The sequence below is a fragment of the Mycobacterium sp. genome (assembly GCF_035570115.1).
In the GTDB taxonomy this organism is placed as follows: domain Bacteria; phylum Actinomycetota; class Actinomycetes; order Mycobacteriales; family Mycobacteriaceae; genus Mycobacterium.
On record NZ_DATMLH010000197.1, the window covers coordinates 1 to 19,265 of the forward strand.

Annotated in this window: 17 protein-coding genes and 1 pseudogene; 3 read left to right on the forward strand and 15 right to left on the reverse strand. The window is 65.0% G+C overall.

Features of this window, described 5'->3' with window-relative positions; translation table 11 throughout:
- The 5 genes from VNW74_RS17755 to VNW74_RS17775 form a co-directional block, all read right to left on the reverse strand.
- Positions 1-433 (reverse strand): triose-phosphate isomerase (locus tag VNW74_RS17755; RefSeq protein WP_325679120.1); only part of this gene is annotated, 433 nt, incomplete at its 3' end.
- 13 nt (positions 434-446) lie between these two features.
- Positions 447-1,664, reverse strand: a complete 1,218-nt coding sequence (locus VNW74_RS17760; RefSeq protein ID WP_325679122.1) for a phosphoglycerate kinase — start codon at positions 1,662-1,664, stop codon at positions 447-449.
- Positions 1,665-1,666: 2 nt separating this feature from the next.
- Positions 1,667-2,689 (reverse strand): type I glyceraldehyde-3-phosphate dehydrogenase, encoded by a 1,023-nt coding sequence (gap, locus tag VNW74_RS17765; protein WP_325679124.1) that lies wholly within the window; start codon positions 2,687-2,689, stop codon positions 1,667-1,669.
- 103 nt (positions 2,690-2,792) lie between these two features.
- Positions 2,793-4,208: an NAD(P)/FAD-dependent oxidoreductase gene (locus tag VNW74_RS17770; protein WP_325679126.1), complete on the reverse strand. Its 1,416-nt coding sequence runs from the start codon at positions 4,206-4,208 to the stop codon at positions 2,793-2,795.
- Entirely contained in the window at positions 4,201-5,970 is a 1,770-nt protein-coding gene (locus tag VNW74_RS17775; RefSeq protein ID WP_325679128.1) for a DUF3556 domain-containing protein, read from the reverse strand. The genes VNW74_RS17770 and VNW74_RS17775 overlap by 8 nt, the downstream gene beginning before the upstream one ends.
- 218 nt (positions 5,971-6,188) lie before the next feature.
- On the opposite strand from VNW74_RS17775, the gene glnA reads away from it, so the two are divergent.
- Entirely contained in the window at positions 6,189-7,625 is a 1,437-nt protein-coding gene (glnA, locus tag VNW74_RS17780; protein ID WP_325679130.1) for a type I glutamate--ammonia ligase, read from the forward strand.
- 9 nt (positions 7,626-7,634) lie between these two features.
- Here glnA and VNW74_RS17785 read toward each other — a convergent pair whose 3' ends face one another.
- The 9 genes from VNW74_RS17785 to VNW74_RS17825 form a co-directional block, all read right to left on the reverse strand.
- A complete protein-coding gene (locus VNW74_RS17785) occupies positions 7,635-9,395 on the reverse strand; it encodes an NAD-binding protein (RefSeq protein ID WP_325679132.1) in 1,761 nt (586 codons plus the stop codon).
- Positions 9,396-9,711: 316 nt separating this feature from the next.
- Entirely contained in the window at positions 9,712-9,936 is a 225-nt protein-coding gene (locus VNW74_RS17790) for a hypothetical protein (RefSeq protein ID WP_325679134.1), read from the reverse strand.
- A gap of 266 nt (positions 9,937-10,202) precedes the next feature.
- Positions 10,203-11,180 (reverse strand): DNA-binding protein WhiA, encoded by a 978-nt coding sequence (gene whiA / locus VNW74_RS17795; RefSeq protein WP_325679147.1) that lies wholly within the window; start codon positions 11,178-11,180, stop codon positions 10,203-10,205.
- On the reverse strand, positions 11,177-12,241 hold the full coding sequence (gene yvcK / locus VNW74_RS17800) for a uridine diphosphate-N-acetylglucosamine-binding protein YvcK (protein ID WP_325679136.1): 1,065 nt from the start codon (positions 12,239-12,241) through the stop codon (positions 11,177-11,179). The genes whiA and yvcK overlap by 4 nt, the downstream gene beginning before the upstream one ends.
- Entirely contained in the window at positions 12,238-13,146 is a 909-nt protein-coding gene (gene rapZ, locus VNW74_RS17805) for an RNase adapter RapZ (protein ID WP_325679149.1), read from the reverse strand. The genes yvcK and rapZ overlap by 4 nt, the downstream gene beginning before the upstream one ends.
- Before the next feature lie 11 nt (positions 13,147-13,157).
- Positions 13,158-15,131, reverse strand: a complete 1,974-nt coding sequence (gene uvrC / locus VNW74_RS17810) for an excinuclease ABC subunit UvrC (RefSeq protein ID WP_325679138.1) — start codon at positions 15,129-15,131, stop codon at positions 13,158-13,160.
- 69 nt (positions 15,132-15,200) lie between these two features.
- Positions 15,201-15,677, reverse strand: coding sequence for a PH domain-containing protein (locus VNW74_RS17815; protein ID WP_325679151.1), 477 nt, complete (start codon positions 15,675-15,677; stop codon positions 15,201-15,203).
- Entirely contained in the window at positions 15,677-16,156 is a 480-nt protein-coding gene (gene ribH / locus VNW74_RS17820; RefSeq protein ID WP_325679140.1) for a 6,7-dimethyl-8-ribityllumazine synthase, read from the reverse strand. The genes VNW74_RS17815 and ribH overlap by 1 nt, the downstream gene beginning before the upstream one ends.
- 22 nt (positions 16,157-16,178) lie before the next feature.
- Positions 16,179-17,456 (reverse strand): bifunctional 3,4-dihydroxy-2-butanone-4-phosphate synthase/GTP cyclohydrolase II, encoded by a 1,278-nt coding sequence (locus VNW74_RS17825; RefSeq protein WP_325679141.1) that lies wholly within the window; start codon positions 17,454-17,456, stop codon positions 16,179-16,181.
- A 258-nt stretch (positions 17,457-17,714) separates the two neighbouring features.
- On the opposite strand from VNW74_RS17825, the gene VNW74_RS17830 reads away from it, so the two are divergent.
- A complete protein-coding gene (locus VNW74_RS17830) occupies positions 17,715-18,419 on the forward strand; it encodes a chitin-binding protein (RefSeq protein WP_325679143.1) in 705 nt (234 codons plus the stop codon).
- Positions 18,420-18,546: 127 nt separating this feature from the next.
- Complete coding sequence (locus tag VNW74_RS17835; protein ID WP_325679145.1) at positions 18,547-18,927, forward strand: hypothetical protein; 381 nt, start codon at positions 18,547-18,549, stop codon at positions 18,925-18,927.
- Positions 18,928-19,057: 130 nt separating this feature from the next.
- Here VNW74_RS17835 and VNW74_RS17840 read toward each other — a convergent pair.
- Positions 19,058-19,265 (reverse strand): annotated as a pseudogene (locus tag VNW74_RS17840) (MarR family transcriptional regulator); the annotation flags it as partial.

The window sequence follows — 19,265 nt, forward strand, 5'->3', positions numbered from 1 at the left end:
CGTGCTCACCGGCCTCGCGGACTTCCAGGTGTTCGCCGATGCACACGATAGGCGTCAGCTCGTGCTTGAGCGCCGCAGCGGCCTTCGCGGCCACCAGCGCGTCGTCCTCGTTGTGGTAGCTACGCCGCTCGGAGTGGCCGACCACGGCGAAGCGGCAACCCAGCTTGGCCAGGAGAGCCCCACTGATCTCGCCCGTGTACGCGCCGGAGTCGTGCTGCGACACGTCTTGGGCGCCGTAGGTGAGCCGCAGCTTGTCGCCGTCGACCAGGGTCTGCACGCTGCGCAGATCGGTGAACGGCGGAATCACCGCGACGTCGACGCGGTCGAAGTACTTGTCCGGTAGCGAGAACGCGATCTTCTGCACCAGCGCGATCGCCTCGAAGTGGTTGAGGTTCATCTTCCAGTTGCCGGCTATCAGCGGCTTGCGACTCATCGGCGTCCTTAGCTCAGGTAGCACTGCCCAGTATTTTTAACCCGGGCAGCTCTTTGCCCTCAAGGTATTCCAGTGACGCCCCGCCGCCGGTGGAGATGTGCGAGAAGCTGTCCTCGGGCAGGCCCAGCGCGCGCACCGCCGCAGCGGAGTCGCCGCCGCCGACCACGGTGAACGCGCCCTTGGCGGTCGCCCTGGTGATCACTTCGGCGACGCCCTTGGTGCCGGCGGCGAATGCCGGGAACTCGAAAACACCCATCGGGCCGTTCCAGAAGATGGTCTCGGCGTTGGTGAGCAGCGCGTTGAACCTGATGACCGATCCCGGCCCGATGTCCAACCCCATCTTGCCGTCCGGGATCGCATCGGCGGCGACGAGCTGTGGTGGCGAATCGGCGGCGAACTCCTCGGCCACCACGATGTCCACCGGCAGGCGCAGCACGTCGGCGTAGGTGTCGAGCAATCGGCGGCAGGTGTCGATCATCTCGGTCTGCAGCAGCGAGGTGCCCACCGAAAGACCTGCTGCGGCAAGGAATGTGAAGCACATGCCACCGCCGATGACGATGCTGTCGGCCTTGGTGGCCAGCTGCTCGATGACACCGAGCTTGTCCGACACCTTCGAACCCCCGAGCACCACGGCGTAGGGCCGCCGCGTCGAGCTGGTCAGCCGCTCGAGCACGCTGACCTCCTCGGCGACCAGCTTGCCGGCGTAGTGCGGCAGCAGGGTGGCGATGTCGTAGACCGAGGCTTGCTTGCGGTGCACCACCCCGAACCCGTCGGACACGAAAGCGCCTGTTGGCCCGACCAGTTCGGCGAGCTCTTTCGCCAGCGCCAGCCGCTCCCCGTCGTCCTTGCTGGTTTCCCGGGGATCGAAGCGGATGTTCTCCAGCAGCAGCACATCCCCGTCGGTCAGACGCGCAGCGCGGGCCCGCGCGTCACGGCCCACGACGTCGTCGGCCAACTGCACATCCTGTCCCAGCGCCTCACCAAGTGCCGCAGCCACCGGGGCCAACGACAGCTTCAGGTCGGGTTCGCCCTTGGGTCGTCCCAAATGCGCGGTCACCACCACCTTGGCGCCACCGTCGACCAGCGCCTTCAGCGTCGGCGCCGAGGCGATGATACGGCCCGGATCGGTGATCACCCCGTTGTCGAGCGGCACGTTCAGGTCGGAGCGAACCAGCACACCACGACCTGAAACACCCTGCGCAAGAAGGTCTTTGAGGCTAGGGATGCTCACGGCTACAGCGACTTGCCGACCAGCGCGACGAGGTCGACGAGGCGGTTGGAGTAGCCCCATTCGTTGTCGTACCAGGACACCACCTTGGCCTGGTTGTCGATCACCTTGGTCAGCCCGGAGTCGAAGATCGAGCTGTGCGGGTCGGTGACGATGTCGCTGGAGACGATCGGCGCGTCGTAGTACTTGAGGATGCCCTTCATCGGGCCGTCTGCGGCGGCCTTCATCGCGGCGTTGATTTCGGCGACGGTGGCCGACTTGGTCAGCTCGGCGGTCAGGTCAGTGACAGAACCGGTCGGGATCGGCACCCGCAACGCGTAGCCGTCGAGCTTGCCCTTCAATTCCGGCAGCACCAATCCGATGGCCTTGGCCGCACCGGTCGAGGTCGGCACGATGTTCAAGGCGGCCGCCCGGGCACGGCGCAGGTCCTTGTGCGGGCCGTCCTGCAGGTTCTGGTCCTGGGTGTAAGCGTGGATGGTGGTCATCAGGCCTTTGACGATGCCGAACTCGTCGTGCAGCACTTTGGCAACCGGCCCAAGGCAATTCGTGGTGCACGACGCGTTGGAGATGATGTTCTGGCTGCCGTCGTACTTGTCGTCGTTGACGCCCAGCACGATCGTGATGTCCTCGTCGGTGGCCGGCGCCGAGATGATCACCTTCTTGGCCCCGGCGTCCAGGTGGCCCTTGGCCTTGGCCGCGTTCGTGAAGATGCCGGTCGACTCGACGACGACATCGACACCGAGGTCACCCCAGGGCAGCGCGGCGGGGCCTTCCTTGATCTCCAACGCCTTGATCTTGTGGTCGCCGACGACGATGGTGTCATCGCCTTCCAGGCTGACGTCGTAGGGCAGCCGGCCCAGTATCGAGTCGAACTTCAGCAGATGCGCCAGTGTCGCGTTGTCGGTCAGGTCGTTTGCCGCGACCAACTCGATCTCGGTGTCGGCGCCCGCGGCCTGCTGCTCCAGCAGGGCCCGGTAGAAGTTACGTCCGATTCGACCGAAGCCGTTGATGCCTACCCGGACCGTCACTTGTCTCTCCTTAGTCGCTGACAAATTGCTCGCCGCCAGCCTAGTAGCTGCGGGAATGCGCCGCGAATCCGGTGGTTTAGGTCACGCCGATTGGCTTGCTGACTCAGCTGCGCAGCCGGTGCAACGCCGACTGGGCCGCGTGATAGCCGCACAGCCCGTGGATACCGGCGCCGGGCGGCGTGGATTGCGAGCATAGGTAGACGCCGGGCACGCCGGTGAAGTAGGGATCGATCGCCATCCGGGGCCGGAAGACGACCTGCAGCCGGTCGTTGGCGCCGCCGATGATGTCGCCGCCGATGTAATTGGGGTTGTAGGCCTGCAACTCGGCAGTGCTCTTGCTGACGGTGGCGACGATGCGCTCGCGGAAGCCGGGCGCAAACCGCTCGATCTGGTCGGTGATGGCGGCGGTGGCGTCGCCCGGGTAGCCGAACGGCACATGGGCGTAGGTCCAGATCGGGTTGATGTTGCCGGACGAACGCGATGGGTCGGCCAGGTATTGCTGCCCGACGAGCATGAAGGGCCGCTCCGGCATCCGCCCTTGTGCCCGCTCGCGTTCGGCGAAAGCGATCTCGGCGAACGTCCCGCCGAGGTGGACCATGCCGGCACGGGCGCACTCGGGGTTGGTCCACGGAATATGGCCCTCGATCGCGAAATCGACCTTGAAAGCCGATGAGCCCTCGCGGTAGCGCCGATAGGACCGCTTGATCCGACCGGGCATGGAATCGCCGTAGATCTGCACGGCCGCGGCCGGGGTCAGGTCGAGCAACACGACGTCGGCGTCGGGGATGTCGCGGCGGCTGGTGACGGTGACACCGGTCGTGATGGCACCGCCGTGATCGCGCAGCGCGGCGGCCAGGGCGGCGGTGATCGACCCCGATCCGCCCTCGGCGACCGGCCAGCCAAAGCGATGCCCGCTGGCCAGAAACATCAGTCCCATCGCCGCGGTCAATGGCCGATCCAGCCGGGTGAACATGTGCGCGGCCGCACCGCCGAATAGGGCGCGCGCCTGCTCGGTGCGAAACCACCGCACCGCCACGCTGGCCGGCAATACGGCGCGCGGCCCAAAGGCCGCGAGACGCATCGGATGGCGCGGAACGTGCAGTGCCGGGCGCATCACATCCCGACCCAGCTCATCGAAACCGGCGACGAGATCGCCAACCGCCAAACGCCACCGGCGTCCGTCGGAGCCAAGGCCCGCCGTCGTCTTTTCAATCGATTGATACAGCACCCCGGCGGTGCCGTCGTCCAATGGGTGCGCGCAGTCGATCTCCGGCCATTTCCAGCTCACCCCATAGCGGCCCAGGTCGATCTCCTGCCAGAACCGTGACCCCACCCCCAGCGGATGAGCGGCCGAGCAGTAATCGTGAATGACACCGGGTACCGTCAGCTCCCCCGAACGCGCTCCTCCCCCGATAGATTCCGCGGCTTCCAGCAGTTGAACGTCTAAACCGTTGCGCGCCAGGTGTATTGCCGCGGCCAAACCGTTGGGCCCGGCACCGACGACGACTGCGTTAGCCATGGGGAGCGCCGGCGCCGTGCGTTGTGAGATGGACCGGGAACTCGTCATCGGGCTCCGGCCAGGGCTGACGGGCCAGCATGTCCGCAACGGTAACGTAGCCCTCCTCGATCAGGCCGGTCTTGGCGTCGACAATGCGATACCACTGCCGCTGCGTCTGGATCGGCTGGCCTTCGAGGATGATCACCCGAAGATCACCCTCGTCGAAGTTGCAGCGCCGCTGCACTGCCTCCAGTAACTGCTCGTTGTGCAGGTGGCCTTCGCCGAAATTCCAGCCGATGAGCGGCCCGGCGATGAGTTCGCCCTCACGAAACGTGTAGTCCGCCTCGTTCGCTTCTTCCCCGAGCGCACGGGGTACTAGCCCGTTGAGCGCCCGGCCATGGACGTGCATGGACCGGAACGCCCGAGCCTTGTCGCTCATGATTTCGGCGGTCGCCGGGTCGTAGAGCTTGGCCAGTTGGTTGGCGGTCAGCGCCGAGCTTTTGATGACGCCGGCATCCAGCTTTTCCTCAGCACCCGCGCGGAAGCACCAAACACTGGACGCCCAGTTGCCCGCGTAATAGCGCAACGCGGGCAAGAATGAAATCTGTTGCGGAAAAACGTTTCCCACTATCGGGACCACGACGAGCGCTGCCATCAGGAAGGCAAGCAACAGCGGCGAATTGAGATCGTAGATGGTGATGCTGCCATAGTGCCCGAACAGGTAGAACAGCGAGAAGATGAAGAACACGTTCCACTCCAACGGAACGCCCATCGGGAGGTTGGAAATAATGTTGAGGTGGAAGATCACCATGAACCCGATCAGCCACCACCGCCACGGATGACTGTCGGCGAAGAACACCAGCACCGCAGGAACAATGAATTCGGCCGTGGTCCCGCCGACGTGGGCCATGAACTTTGGTATCCAGGTGGGGCGCAAGTCGTTGACGGGGTCGCGGTAGAGCATGCGCTTCAACCAGTTGAAAGCCCTGCCTCGCAGCAGCGCGTTGTTGCTGATCATCACCGCGACTACGTAGGGAAAATGGTGGTTGAGCTTTGATGTTGCCGCTCCCCACCACAACCCGAGCATGATGATCTTGAAGGCGGCGATCTGGTCGGTGAACGGGAACAAGAACACCAACAGTTTCAGCCAGTAGTGCTCGCCGCGGGCGGCCAGGAAGATGGTCTTGTCGCGCAGACCCAACAGTGCCAGAGACACGATCGCCGGCACCACCACAATGGGATCGATCAGACCGACGTCGCCAGTGCCGGTGACCGACCCGCCTTGGCCGGGTGACAGCAGCGCCCAAATGCCCGAAGCCAGCACGAGGGCGTAGAGGCCGACATCGACGATGGTGCGGGTATCGCCTCTGGTGAACGGAACCTCGTTCGGCCACGGTGGCAGACGAATCGTTTTGGGCCGCAACCAATAAAGAAAACCGCCGATCGGCGGCCAGAATCTCGCGGTGAGCGGGCCGGATCCACAGCCCAATCCCAAGACCTCGAACAGCAGGGTGAAAATGACGAACTTCTGATACACGATCGGCTGCGTCCACCACGCCCCGATGTGACCGAGCCCGCCCAGCCCCGGTGTCAGTGAGATGACCGCGGCAGCGCCCGCCGCATACACGGCCATCTTGATCACGTACAGCAGATAGATCGCGGACGGGGTACCGAAGCCATGCTCAACCCAATGCCGGGTGACCACTTGTAGTCTGGAAGCCGCCGGCAGCGTCGCCCAGGTGTCGGGATCGACGTCTGGAAGCTCCGGTGTGATGAATCCCATGACCGCCTCGCTGCGCGTGTGAAACCAATCGGCGATGCCAATGTAACGGCATTGCGAGGCCACCGTATCGATCTTGCAAACTGGCCGAAACACCAAGCTTTTGTCCGCGCGCTGCTCAACGAGCGACTTTGCTCCGCATATTGAATACTCGAAGAACAAAATCATGGCCGGCTGGGGTTCTCCGTCAGCCCGCGGATGACCCGCATAAGGAGGACTTTGTGTCCGAAAACAGCTCCGACGATATCTTCAAACTCGTCAAGGACGCGAACATTGAGTACGTCGACGTCCGTTTCTGTGACCTGCCAGGCACCATGCAGCACTTCACAATTCCGATTTACGTCTTCGACGAGAAGGTTTTTGAAGAAGGTTTGGCCTTCGACGGTTCCTCGATTCGCGGGTTCCAATCGATCCACGAGTCCGACATGCTGCTGCTGCCCGATCCGGAAACCGCGACCCTTGACCCATTCCGTGCCGCCAAAACGCTGAACGTGAACTTTTCCGTGCACGACCCGTTCACCCTCGAGCTGTACTCACGCGACCCGCGCAACGTCGCCCGCAAGGCCGAGAACTACCTGATCAGCACCGGCATTGCGGACGCCGCGTACTTCGGCCCAGAAGCCGAGTTCTACATCTTCGACTCGGTGAAGTTCGACTCGAGCATCAACGGCTCGTTCTACAAGGTGGACGCGACATCCGGGTGGTGGAACACCGGAGAAGAGACCCAGCCCGACGGCAGCCCCAACCTCGGCTACAAGGTCCGACCCAAGGGTGGCTACTTCCCGGTGGCGCCCACCGACCACTACGTGGACCTGCGGGACGCGATGCTGACCAACCTGACCAATGCGGGATTCGTTCTGGAGAAGGGTCACCACGAAGTCGGCAGTGGCGGCCAGGCCGAAATCAACTACAAATTCAACACTTTGCTGCACGCGGCCGACGACCATCAAATGTACAAATACATCGTCAAGCAAACCGCATGGCAGGCCGGCAAGACAGTGACGTTCATGCCGAAGCCGCTCTTCGGTGACAACGGCTCGGGCATGCACTGCCACCAGTCGCTGTGGAAAGACGGCGTCCCGCTGATGTACGACGAAGCGGGGTACGCCGGACTGTCGGACACCGCCCGCCACTACATCGGCGGTTTGCTGTACCACGCGCCGTCGTTGCTGGCCTTCACCAACCCCACGGTGAACTCCTACAAGCGGCTAGTCCCCGGTTTCGAGGCGCCGATCAACCTGGTCTACAGCCAGCGCAACCGCTCGGCGTGCGTGCGCATCCCGATCACCGGCAACAACCCGAAGGCCAAGCGATTGGAGTTCCGCTGCCCGGACTCGTCGGGCAACCCGTACCTGGCGTTCTCGGCCATGCTGATGGCCGGGCTGGACGGCATCAAGAACCAGATCGAGCCGCCTCCACCCGTCGACAAGGACCTCTACGAGCTGCCGCCAGACGAGGCAGCGGAAATCGTTCAAGCTCCGACCTCGCTGTCCGCGGTGATCGACCGTCTGGAAGAGGACAGCGAATACCTCACCGAGGGAGGCGTGTTCACGCCCGATCTGATCGAGGCGTGGATCAACTACAAGCGCGACTACGAGATTGCGCCGTTCAACCTCCGGGTGACTCCCTACGAGTTCGCGCTCTACTACGACGTGTGACTCAGTACGTCAAACCTCGGCGTCTTCTGGCGCCCATAGCGGGCGGCGCGCCGGCGGCCCGTGCAGCGCACGCGCCGCCGCCAGTGTCGCCGCGCCACTGTTCATGGCGGTCAGCGGCGGAGGCTGGCCCTTGCGCAGCGTCGCGATCAGCTCGCGGTAAGGGCCGATGAGGTAGACGGTGTCGCCGGCTTTCAGTCGGGCGTCGCGGCGGGGGCGCAGGCTGACCGGCCCGTCCTGTCGAGTGATCGCGATGACGCGCGTATGGGTCGACATATCCACCAATCGCAGTCCATCTAGCTCGCTGCCCGCCGTCACCAGCATTCCGCCGACCATGAAGGAGCGCTGCCCGACCCAAAACGTCCCCAACACCTGCAGGCCCATCGCGGCGCCGATGAACCAGGGGGCCGCCAGATCGACGATCGACCGCACGTTTTCGAAGCCGAATTGCCGGTTTACCGCAGCGGCCAGCGCGCGGCCTTGGACGCGCATGACGATCGGCACCTTCGTATCCGATCCCAACACTTCCAGCAGCACGATCCCGGTCCCGATGTTCTGCATGTCGGCCTGCGTCAACACGGCCACTCCGCGGGCGCGATCGACGCGCGCGGATTCCAGCGTCTGGCGCATCGTTGAGTCACCGAAAATCACCGGCACGTCGAGTTTTGCCGCGATCGACAGGAAGCGGTTGTTCTCGTCCCGCTCGATGACGACGACGTCGTATCCGGCAGCGGTCAGATCACTCACGACGCGGATGCCGGTTGAACCCAGCCCGACAACGACGACGTGGTCGCGCATATGCCGTGCCCGGCGGACGCCGGCGGTATGGACGAAGCGGCGCGACAACAGCATGTCCGCAATGAACGCAACAAGGATCGCGGTAACGATCGCGCCGCCGAACATCAACGCGACAGCGAACAATCGCAGGAAAGGGGATTGTTGGCCGAAGCTGAAATCGCCATAGCCCACGGTCGAAATTGTCTCCGAGGCAAAGTACAGGGCGTCGAGCCACGACATCCGCGGTCTCTCGTAGGTGAAGCGCAGCACGGCCGTCGAGCCGAGCGTGACGAAAAGCGCGAATGCCAAGGAGGGAACAAGCAACGGATTGACGTCGTTGCGCAGCGCCCGCACGGCATCGATTGCGCGTCGCACCCGGGATTGGCGAGAGCGCGTCGCGGTCGGCGGAGGCACGGTGATCCCGCGGGCTTCTAGTTCGTCTTTCACGCCGATCATCGAGGTCCAGTCGCCGGCGTAGACCGGCAGATCCCGTCCCGGACACGGCACCACCTCGCCGGGGGTAGGTGAGTTCTTGCCGTGGACCACCGCCACGGGTGCCAGGTCGTTGTAAATCTGGCGCAGAGTCCCGTCGCGTGGCGCCTCGGCTCCCCAGACAACGAAGCCGATACCGGCCGTCTCGAACTGGTGCGCGTTACGCGACAGAACTGCCTCGACGATGGACGGTGCGGCGAGGTCGGCGACGTCCAGGATGGCGCCGGGGCCGCTGACGGCGGACACCGCTTCACGCAGCACGTCGTTGGACAGGCGTGCCACCACGCGGACGTTCGCAGAGTATTCCCTTGCTAACAAAGCGATTTCGAGATTTACCTCATCATCGGGCCCCGCGCAGACGACGGCGCGCGCGCGATGTACCCCGGCGCCGAGGAGATCGGCGGCAGTGGTGATCTGGATTATCCGCGCGCCGGCGCCCCTGAGCTCCTCAGCGATCGTCTTCGCCAGCGGGTCATCACCGCAGACGATGATTTCGCGGTGCATGATCTCGCGCTGTTGGCGAGAACGAGGTTGTGGTTTCGTCAGCTTGCCGACAAGGTCAGTCGCGACAGTCGGCCGTTGCTTTGTGTCTTGCGGCATAGTGTTTACTACGCCTCAACTATTGCGCCCGCATGACCTGCTTGAGTCCTACGTGTTGCGCCCCAACAGGACGCGACGTCGACCAGCCCGGGGGCCGGTCCCGTCGCCGGTCGTAGCGGGCGACTCCGCTTGCAGGACAACGATGTTCCCCGCACCAGCCACCCGCGCGAGTCGAGGAGGCCAAGTTACCCGGCAGCGGCACGCGCCACCGGCGCGCAGGTCAGAACAAGCTCGGCAAAGTTTCGAATAAAAAATTAGCTCCGGTCGCGCTCAAATCGCTGGTGCCCCCAGTCAGTATGGCGGCGAAATCGTAACTGCCGGAGGCGACATCGCTGGAGCCGGCCGTCGCTTCAAAGAGGGTGCCGAGGTTGGTGGCCAACGCGGCCCTGATGCCCAGGCCCACTCCCAGAATGCCGATCCGACCAATAGCGATGATGTTCGCCATGATTCGTCCTCCCATGGCCACCGCCCCCAACCGGTGGCAATTTTCTTACTTCCGGTTATTAGCATTTTCTAACGTAGTTCTCAGGAAGAGGCCGCCGCTAGAGTTCCGGACGCCCCCATCAAACATGACTCGCTTGTCGAACGGCTCACGACTGGCTAGGAATCGCCCTGGCCGGTGCATTCTCGAGTGTTTAAGGCGGTTTGCTCTCGTGTTCTTTCAGGCGGCACCGTCTGTTGCGGCCACCACATGGACGCCGTGATTCAGTGTCAGGCGTCTTCCAACAGATCCGGGGTCACCGCCGATTCGGTGTCCGGGATGCCTTCGACCTTCGCCTTGCGGTCGGCCATCGAAAGCAATCGCCGAATACGCCCGGCCACAGCGTCTTTCGTCATGGGTGGATCGGCCAGCCGGCCCAGCTCCTCCAGGGAGGCCTGCCGGTGCTCGATGCGCAACTTGCCGGCCGCGGCGAGATGATCGGGTACACCCTCACCAAGGATCTCCAGCGCACGCTCGACGCGGGCGGCCGCTGCGACCGCGGCCCGAGCCGAGCGCCGCAGATTGGCATCGTCGAAATTCGCCAGCCGGTTAGCCGTTGCCCGGACTTCGCGGCGCATCCGCCGCTCCTCCCAGACCAACCGGGTGTCCTGGGCGCCCATCCGGGTCAGCAACGCCCCAATCGCCTCACCGTCACGCACCACCACCCGGTCGGCGCCCCGGACCTCCCGCGCTTTGGCGCTGATCCCGAGCCGGCGCGCCGCCCCTACCAGGGCCAGAGCCGCCTCCGGACCGGGACAGCTGACCTCCAGCGCCGACGAGCGACCCGGCTCGGTCAACGATCCGTGCGCTAAGAAGGCTCCGCGCCAAGCCGCTTCGGCGTCGGCGATGCTGCCGCCGACCACCTGAGCGGGCAACCCCCGCACCGGGCGCCCGCGCAAGTCGAGCAGGCCGGTCTGGCGGGCCAGCGCCTCACCGTCGTTGGCGACCCGCAACACGTAGCGCGTCGTCTTGCGGATTCCGCTGGCCGACAACACATGCACGATGGCGTTGTAGCCGTACAGATCGAAGATGTCTTTGCGTAGCCGTCGCGCGATGCTGCCCAAATCCAGCTCGGCTTCGACGACCACGCGGCCACCCACGATGTGCAGCCCGCCTGCGAATCGCAGCAGGGAGGTCACTTCGGCGCGCCTCGCGCTCACCGCACTCACCACCAGGCGGCTCAACTCATCTTTGACTTCGGCCGTCATCGCCACGCGTCGTCACCCCTCGGTCCGTTACGACCCGGTCCATCTGCGCCGGTCTGTTGGCGTTCCTTTTCCACCGGCATCGCGCCTGTCGCCTTCGCCGAAGGCGGCAACGGACCGATGTCGCGCACGCCTACCCCATCCAGCGCCGCGGCCAATTTGCCCGGGTCATGTAAAGGTGTACCAGACCTGGCCACATCTGCGAATTGAACCTGCGCATGAAGCAGCGTTGCGGTACGCCGAAGCTGCTCGCGCTCCCGCTCACTCGATACCCGCTCGGCGTCGATGATCACGTCGTGGACGGTGAAGTCCGGCGCATGTTGAGCAAGTACGTGCAGGTGACGCTCCGCCGAGAAGCCGGCCGTCTCCCCCGGCTCGGCCACCAGGTTGAGCACCAGTGCCCGGCGGGCGGTGGTCGCCTGCAGCGCCGCGGCCAGCCCGGGCACCAGCACGTGCGGGATCACGCTGGTGAACCACGATCCGGGGCCCAGTACCACCAAATCGGCGGACGTGATCGCATCGACGGCCTGCCGGGCGGCCGGCGGGTTGCCGGGCAGCAGCCGGACGCGGCGAACCTTTCCCGGCGTGGTGGCGATGGCCACCTGCCCGCGGATCACGCGGAACATCCGCGGGTCGGCTTCCAAGCCGGAGACGTCGGCCTCGATTTGCAGCGCGATCGGGCACATCGGTAGCACCCGGCCCCGCACACCGAGCATGCGGCCGAGTTCGTCGAGCGCCGCGACCGGGTCGGCCAGCACTTCGTTGAGGCCGGCGAGCAACAAATTGCCGATAGGATGACCCGCCAGCGCGCCGCTGCCGCCGAACCTGTGCTGCAGAATGGTCGCCCAGAGTCGGCCATGCGGACTGTCGGATGCCAACGCCGCCAACGCCATTCGCAGATCGCCCGGAGGCACCACGTCGAGTTCGCTGCGCAGCCGGCCAGACGAGCCACCGTCGTCTGCGACCGTGACGACGGCGGTGACGTGAGGGGTCAGTCGCCGGGCTGCCGACAGCGTCGCATACAAACCGTGTCCGCCGCCCAGGGCGACGATGCGTGGACTCATTCGCGACCCATATCCCGGTGCAATACCCGCACCGACAACTGCTTGTCCGGCTCCAGCAGTGTCGCCAACGCCTCGGCGATGGCGACACTGCGGTGCTTGCCGCCGGTACAGCCGATCGCGACGGTCATGTACCGCTTCCCCTCCCTGCGATAGCCGTCGACAATCAGGGTCAGCAACCGATGGTAAGTCTCCAGGAACTCCGCCGCGCCCGTCTGGCTCAGCACGTAGTCACGGACCGCCGGATGTTGGCCGGTGTGCGGACGCAGCTCGTCGATCCAGTGCGGATTGGGCAGGAATCGCACGTCCATCACCGAGTCGGCGTCCATCGGCAGACCGTACTTGAAGCCGAAGGACTCCACGGTGACGCTGGTGTTCGCGACGGTCTCGCCGCCGAAGGCCCGTTCGATGCTTTCCCGCAGTTCGCGCACCGACAGTGTCGAGGTGTCGATGATCAGGTCGGCCGTGGCGCGAACGGGAGCCAGCATGTCGCGCTCAGCGGCGATGCCTTCGGCCAATGTCTGCTCTCCCTGTAGCGGGTGGCTGCGGCGATTCTGCTCGTAGCGGCGCACCAGCATGTCATCGGAGGCCTCCATGAATAACACACGCGGGGTGATGTCGCGGGTGGCCAGCTCGTTGCGCACCCAGTCCAAGTCACCGGTGAACCCGCGGGAGCGTACGTCCATCACCACGGCCAGCTGCGTGATCCGGGATCCCGCGGCCAGCCCGAAATCGACCATCCGGGTGATCAGCTGAGGGGGCAGATTGTCGGCCACGTACCAGCCGAGGTCCTCGAGCACCTTGGCCGCGGTGCCCCGTCCGGCGCCGGACAAACCGGTGACCAACACCACGTCGATGCCGGATTCCGTTGCGCCACCGTGGTTATCGTCCCGATTCGCCGCGTCCATTCCCTGCCCCGTCATCCCGACGCCCGTTCGGCGACCCTGTCCGCGGCCGCCGCATTCGATCCGGCGCCTCGCAGCGCGTCGAGCACCGCGGTCGCCGTCGCCACCCCGATGCCCGGGACAGATGTGATCTCGTCGACCGTGGCCTCCCTGAGGCGGGCCAGGGACCCGAAATGGGTCACCAGCGCCTTGCGGCGATGCTCGCCTAAGCCGGGCACCGCATCCAGCGCTGACGCGGTCATCCGCTTGGACCGCTTGCTGCGGTGGTAGTTGATGGCAAAGCGGTGCGCCTCGTCGCGCACTCGCTGCAGCAGATACAGGCCCTCGCTGTTGCGCGGCAAGATGATCGGGTCGGGCTCCGACGGCACCCAGACCTCCTCCAACCTCTTGGCCAGGCCGATCACCGCGACGTCGGTGATTCCCAATTCGTCGAGGACGGCGCTGGCGGCGTTGACCTGCGGAGCCCCGCCGTCGACGACGTACAGGTTGGGTGGGTAGGCGAACTTACGCGACTTTCCTTCCGGTGATAAGACTTTGGGATCCTGCTGGTCTTGCAAGTGGCGGGTGAACCGGCGCCGCGTCACCTCGGCGATCGACGCGACGTCGTCGGAACGACCGTGGCCCGCGGCTTCCCGGATGGCGAAATGGCGGTAATCGGACTTGCGCGGTAACCCGTCCTCGAACACCACCAGCGAGCCCACCACGTCGGTGCCCTGGACGTGGCTGATGTCCACACACTCAATCCGAAGTGGCGCGTCGGCCAGACCCAGCGCCTCCTGAATGTTCTGCAGCGCAGCAGATCTGGCGGTAAAATCGCCGGCGCGCTTGAGTTTGTGCTGCTGCAGCGCCTCCCTGGCGTTTCGGTGCACGGTCTCGGCCAGTGCCCGCTTGTCGCCGCGGCGAGGTACCCGCAATGTCACCCGCGAACCGCGCAGCTCCGACAGCCAGGTCGTCAACTCGTCGGCGTTCGGCGGCAGGCAGGGCACCAGGACCTCTCGCGGCACCGGGTTGGCGGACTCGTCTGCGGCGCCGTCGAGTTCGGCCTGATCGGCGTAGAACTGAGTCAAGAACTGCTCGACCAACTGTGCTTCGCCGGAATCACCAGGGTCGCCGGGCTTTTCGACGATCCAGCCACGCTGGCCGCGGACTCGGCCGCCCCGGACATGGAACACCTGGACGGCCGCTTCCAGCTCGTCGTCGGCGAATGCCACCACATCGGCATCGGTGCCGTCGCCGAGCACCACGGCCTGCTTCTCCAGGGCCCGCTTCAAAGCCGAGAGGTCGTCACGCAGCCGCGCCGCACGTTCGAAATCGAGTTGGTCGGCCGCCGCATTCATCTGCTGTTCCAGGTTGCGGGCGTAGCGGTCGGTTTTGCCGGACAGGAAGTCACAGAAGTCCAGCACGATCTGGCGATGCTGCTCTGCGCTGACTCTCCCGATGCACGGCGCCGAGCACTTGTCGATATAGCCAAGCAGGCACGGCCGGTTAATTTGATTGTGCCGCTTGAATACTCCGGCTGAGCATGTGCGCGCGGGGAAGACGCGGGTGAGCAGGTCCAGGGTCTCCCGGATAGCCCAGGCATGGGAGTAGGGCCCGAAATACCGCACGCCTTTGCGGCGCGGGCCGCGATAGACCATCAACCGCGGGAATTCCTCGTTGAGAGTGACCGCCAACACCGGGTACGACTTGTCATCGCGGTAGCGGACGTTGAACCGCGGGTCGAACTCCTTGATCCAGTTGTATTCCAGCTGCAGCGCCTCGACCTCGGTGTTGACCACCGTCCACTCGACCTTGGCGGCGGTGGTCACCATCTGACGGGTGCGCGGGTGCAGGCTCGCTACGTCGGCGAAGTAGGACGTCAGCCGACTGCGCAGGCTCTTGGCCTTGCCGACATAGATCACCCGTCCGTGCTGGTCCCGGAATCGGTAGACGCCGGGCTCGACCGGGATGGACCCGGGCGCGGGGCGGTACGTCGCGGGATTAGGCACGGTATCTAAGGCTAGTCTCGTGGGCCGACCAGACGTAAAAGCACCTTTTCGCGTCCGAATTAGGGCCTTTTACGTCTGGTGGCGCGAGTCCAGATCGGGTCGGTATCGCGCGAGCAGCGTCCGCACGGTGTCCATGGCGTCCACCGCGCGGTCCTTGTCGACGGCCTGGATTGCCATCAACGGGATGTACTCGTCGTCGGGCAGGTCGATCCGCGCCCAGCGTGCCCCGGCGGGAAACGACACACCGACCACGTCCGACCATGGCACCAATCGGTCGCCGATCAGGTTGCGCACCGACAGCCCGGCAGCCCCAACGCGTAGCCGTGGCCGGGCGAACAGCAATACGAGCCCGGCGATCACGAAGCCCAGCCCCGCCATCGCCACTTGATCGGCAGTTTGGAAGATCACGCCGCTGGACTTGATCTTGAGCAACAGGCCCACCACGACGTGGGCCGCAGCGATCACGAACGCGGCCGCATAGGCGAAATACGGCGTGAGATGGGGACGAACTTGCACATCCCAGCTGTCCCGCTCCGGCTTGACGATCACGGCTTTCCGCGCAGATCGCGCAGGGTCAGTGCGGTGCTCAGCGCCGCAGCCGTCGCTTGGGCGCCATTGTCTTCAGCCGACTCCGGCAGACCCGCGCGGTCGAGGGCCTGCTGTTCGTCGTTGGTGGTCAGCACGCCGTTCGCGACCGGCGTGGACTCGTCCAGCGAGACCCGCGTGAGTCCTTGGGTCACCGCGTCGCATACATAGTCGAAATGCGGTGTCTGCCCGCGGATCACCACTCCCAACGCGACGACGGCGTCGTGGTCACGGGCCACGGCCTGTGCGACGACCGGAATCTCGATGGCACCGCGAACCCGCAGCACCGTCGGATTTTCGACGCCCCATTCCTCGGCGATTCTGCAGGCGCCGGCCAGCAACGCGTCACATATCTGGTTGTGCCAAGTGCTGGCCACGATCGCGAGGCTGATGGCAGAGGCGTCCAGTGGGGCGATGTCGGGTACGCCGGCACCGCTCATATGCGCCGCTCCTCAGCATCGCTCATAGTGCTCCCCCGAATTCGCCATGTAGATGGATGGATTCGTCGTAGTCGTCGAGCCCGACCAGGTCGTGGCCCATCCGGTCGCGTTTGGTCATCAGGTATCGAATGTTCTCCGCGTTGACCCGTACCGGCAGCGGCACCCGCTCGATGATGTGCAGTCCGTAGCCGTCCAATCCGACTCGTTTGGCGGGATTGTTGGTCAGCAGCCGCATCGAACGAACGCCGAGATCGACCAGGATTTGGGCGCCAGTGCCGTAATCCCGCGCGTCGGCAGGCAATCCGAGCTTCAAGTTGGCGTCGACGGTGTCATCGCCGGCGTCCTGCAGCTGATAGGCCTGCAGCTTGTGCATCAGACCGATGCCGCGGCCCTCGTGGCCGCGCATGTAGAGCACAATGCCGCGGCCTTCCCGCGCGACCATGGCCATCGCAGCGTCCAGCTGCGGACCGCAGTCGCAGCGGCGTGATCCGAACACGTCCCCGGTCAGGCACTCGGAGTGCACCCGCACCAGCACGTCGTCGCCGTCGTAGTTGGGCCCGGCGATCTCACCACGTACCAGGGCAACGTGCTCGACGTCCTCGTAAATGCTGGTGTAGCCGACCGCGCGGAATTCACCGTGGCGGGTCGGGATCCTGGCCTCGGCGATCCGCTCGATGTGCTTCTCGTGCTTGCGGCGGTACTCGATCAAGTCGGCGATAGCGATCAGTGCCAGACCGTGTTCGTCGGCGAAGACCCGTAATTCGTCGGTCTGCGCCATCGCGCCCTCGTCCTTCTGGCTGACGATTTCGCAGATCGCTCCCGCGGGCGATAGTCCCGCCATCCGGGCCAGGTCGACGGCGGCTTCAGTGTGGCCGGGGCGCCGCAACACGCCACCTTCCTTGGCGCGCAACGGAACCACGTGCCCGGGTCGGGTGAAATCATCGGCAATACTGCCCGGATCGGACAGCAGCCGCATGGTGGTGGCCCGATCGGACGCCGAAATCCCGGTTCCTACACCATTTTTCGCGTCGACGGTGACGGTGTAAGCGGTGCCATGCTTATCCTGGTTGACCGCGTACATCGGCAGCAGACCCAGCCGGTCGCAGATCGCACCGTCCAGCGGCACGCACAGGTATCCCGAGGTGTAGCGGACCATGAACGCCACCAGTTCGGGAGTGGCCTTCTCGGCGGCGAAGATGAGGTCTCCCTCGTTTTCCCGGTCCTCGTCGTCGATGACGACGACAGCCTTGCCGGCCGCGATGTCGGCGATCGCCCGCTCGACGGAGTCCAACCTCGTCATCGCTGCCACCTCGTCAGGAGAATCCACCTGAAGCGCTCAGGTGTTGCATCCAGTATGAACCACCACGTCGCCGCCGTTATTGCCACGGCTCACTGACCGGGAACGTTGAGCGGTCGCTCGCATAGGTGGCAACGACCGGCATATCGGCAAAAGATCTCCAGAGGCTTCCCATAGCTGACTCATAGGAACGCTATCTAGCGTTCGTTGTGTCGGGGGGCCGAAAGTCCACTGAATACGCATGTAGACAGGTGAAGGACCATGAAACTGAAGCAATTGATGGCAGGTGTCACCATCGCCGGCGCTCTTGGAGCGGCGGCGATGGGTATGGGTGCCGGGCCGGCCAACGCCGCTCCTGGAGCGCCACCAGCCAACCACGGCGGGCAGCCAGCAGGGAATTTCCATGCCCAGGGCGGCCCCGCACCCCGTGGACCGGGCGACCCCGGTGGAGGCGGGGGTCACGGGCCGGGCGGTCCCGGTGGACCCGGACCCGGTGGACCCGGCCCGGGTGGACCCGGACCCGGTGGACCGGGCGGCCACGGACCCGGCGGACCCGGACCCGGTGGTCCTGGACCGGGCGGACCGGGCGGCCACGGACCCGGAGACCACGGACCCGGCGGTCCCGGCGGCCCCGGAGACCACGGACCCGGCGGTCCCGGAGACCACGGACCCGGCGGTCCCGGCGGACCTGGAGACCACGGGATGCGCGGGCCTGGCGGTCCCGGCGGCCCATGGCATGGGGATGACCAGCGTGGCTACTTTCACGGGGCCCCGTGGGGCGACGGACCCGCGCCCTGGGGCGCTGGCCCGCCACCGCGACCGGGCTGGAACCGACCGCTTCCGCCGCCCGGTGGACAGTGGGGGTATGGCCCCATCAACTACTGGGGCTACAACGAAACTCCCATGTGGAATCCCGGGTTCAACCAGTGGGGCTTCAACTTCTTCGGAGTCTGGATCCCGCTGTAACGAGTCACCGCACACGACGCCCGCTTCGCCAATCGGCGAGGCGGGCGTTGTGCTTATCCGCCTGACGGCGCACCCAGCAGCCGCTGTATAAATGCACCATCTTTGGTCCCCGCATAGCTTGAAATATGTGGACCCTATCGGAGTTATATTTCTCCCGAGAAATCAGCGCTTCTTTCCTGATCGCGCGCGGGTCAGCGGCAGGATCTTGGGGCAATGCGAAAACCCGCAAGGCTGGATACTCGGATTCTTCGAACACGGTCAATACATGGGGCTCACAGAGTCCGAAATCCAAGCAGCGATGAACGACACCGCAACCACAGTCGTCGACGGGCTCACCACCTACTACACCATTCCGGACCCCAGCAATCTCATCGATACAACCACTCTTGCAAACTACCACCAACGACTTCTCCGGATAGCCGACCAAGGCCGTGCGGAAGATCCAGACCGCCGGACGACCAAGCCGCACACGGATAAAGAGGTATTTGAACTGAGGATGCTCTGCTGACGGTGGCCTGACTATCCGAAATGCTATTTAACGTGTAACAGCCGCTCTACATATTTCGCAAGTACCCCTAAATGACACCTGTAGGCCAACCGACAACTGGCTGCGGAGACGCCAACGGCAGCGCACCCTGTTAGGGCTTGTCTTCGGCGGGTGAGTCGTCGTCTTTGGCCAGGTGGCGCAGGACTCGTTCGTTGAGAGCGGCGAGCATGTCGAGCTCAGCCGGGGTGAGCAGGTCGATGAAGTTCCGGCGGACGTCCTCCACGTGCCCGGGCGCCGCCTTCTCGATGGCGGCGCGGCCAGCCGGCAGCAGGCAGACCATGGTGCTGCGGGCGTCGTCG

What these genes read in the sequence shown, in the direction of transcription:
- VNW74_RS17825 (WP_325679141.1), bottom strand. Translation starts at nt 17,456, where the DNA reads ATGACGAGGTTGGACTCCGTCGAGCGGGCGATCGCCGACATCGCGGCC.
- VNW74_RS17830 (WP_325679143.1), top strand. Translation starts at nt 17,715, where the DNA reads ATGAAACTGAAGCAATTGATGGCAGGTGTCACCATCGCCGGCGCTCTT.
- rapZ (WP_325679149.1), bottom strand. Translation starts at nt 13,146, where the DNA reads ATGGACGCGGCGAATCGGGACGATAACCACGGTGGCGCAACGGAATCC.
- VNW74_RS17770 (WP_325679126.1), bottom strand. Translation starts at nt 4,208, where the DNA reads ATGGCTAACGCAGTCGTCGTCGGTGCCGGGCCCAACGGTTTGGCCGCG.
- VNW74_RS17775 (WP_325679128.1), bottom strand. Translation starts at nt 5,970, where the DNA reads ATGGGATTCATCACACCGGAGCTTCCAGACGTCGATCCCGACACCTGG.
- whiA (WP_325679147.1), bottom strand. Translation starts at nt 11,180, where the DNA reads ATGACGGCCGAAGTCAAAGATGAGTTGAGCCGCCTGGTGGTGAGTGCG.
- VNW74_RS17785 (WP_325679132.1), bottom strand. Translation starts at nt 9,395, where the DNA reads ATGCACCGCGAAATCATCGTCTGCGGTGATGACCCGCTGGCGAAGACG.
- VNW74_RS17790 (WP_325679134.1), bottom strand. Translation starts at nt 9,936, where the DNA reads ATGGCGAACATCATCGCTATTGGTCGGATCGGCATTCTGGGAGTGGGC.
- ribH (WP_325679140.1), bottom strand. Translation starts at nt 16,156, where the DNA reads ATGAGCGGTGCCGGCGTACCCGACATCGCCCCACTGGACGCCTCTGCC.
- yvcK (WP_325679136.1), bottom strand. Translation starts at nt 12,241, where the DNA reads ATGAGTCCACGCATCGTCGCCCTGGGCGGCGGACACGGTTTGTATGCG.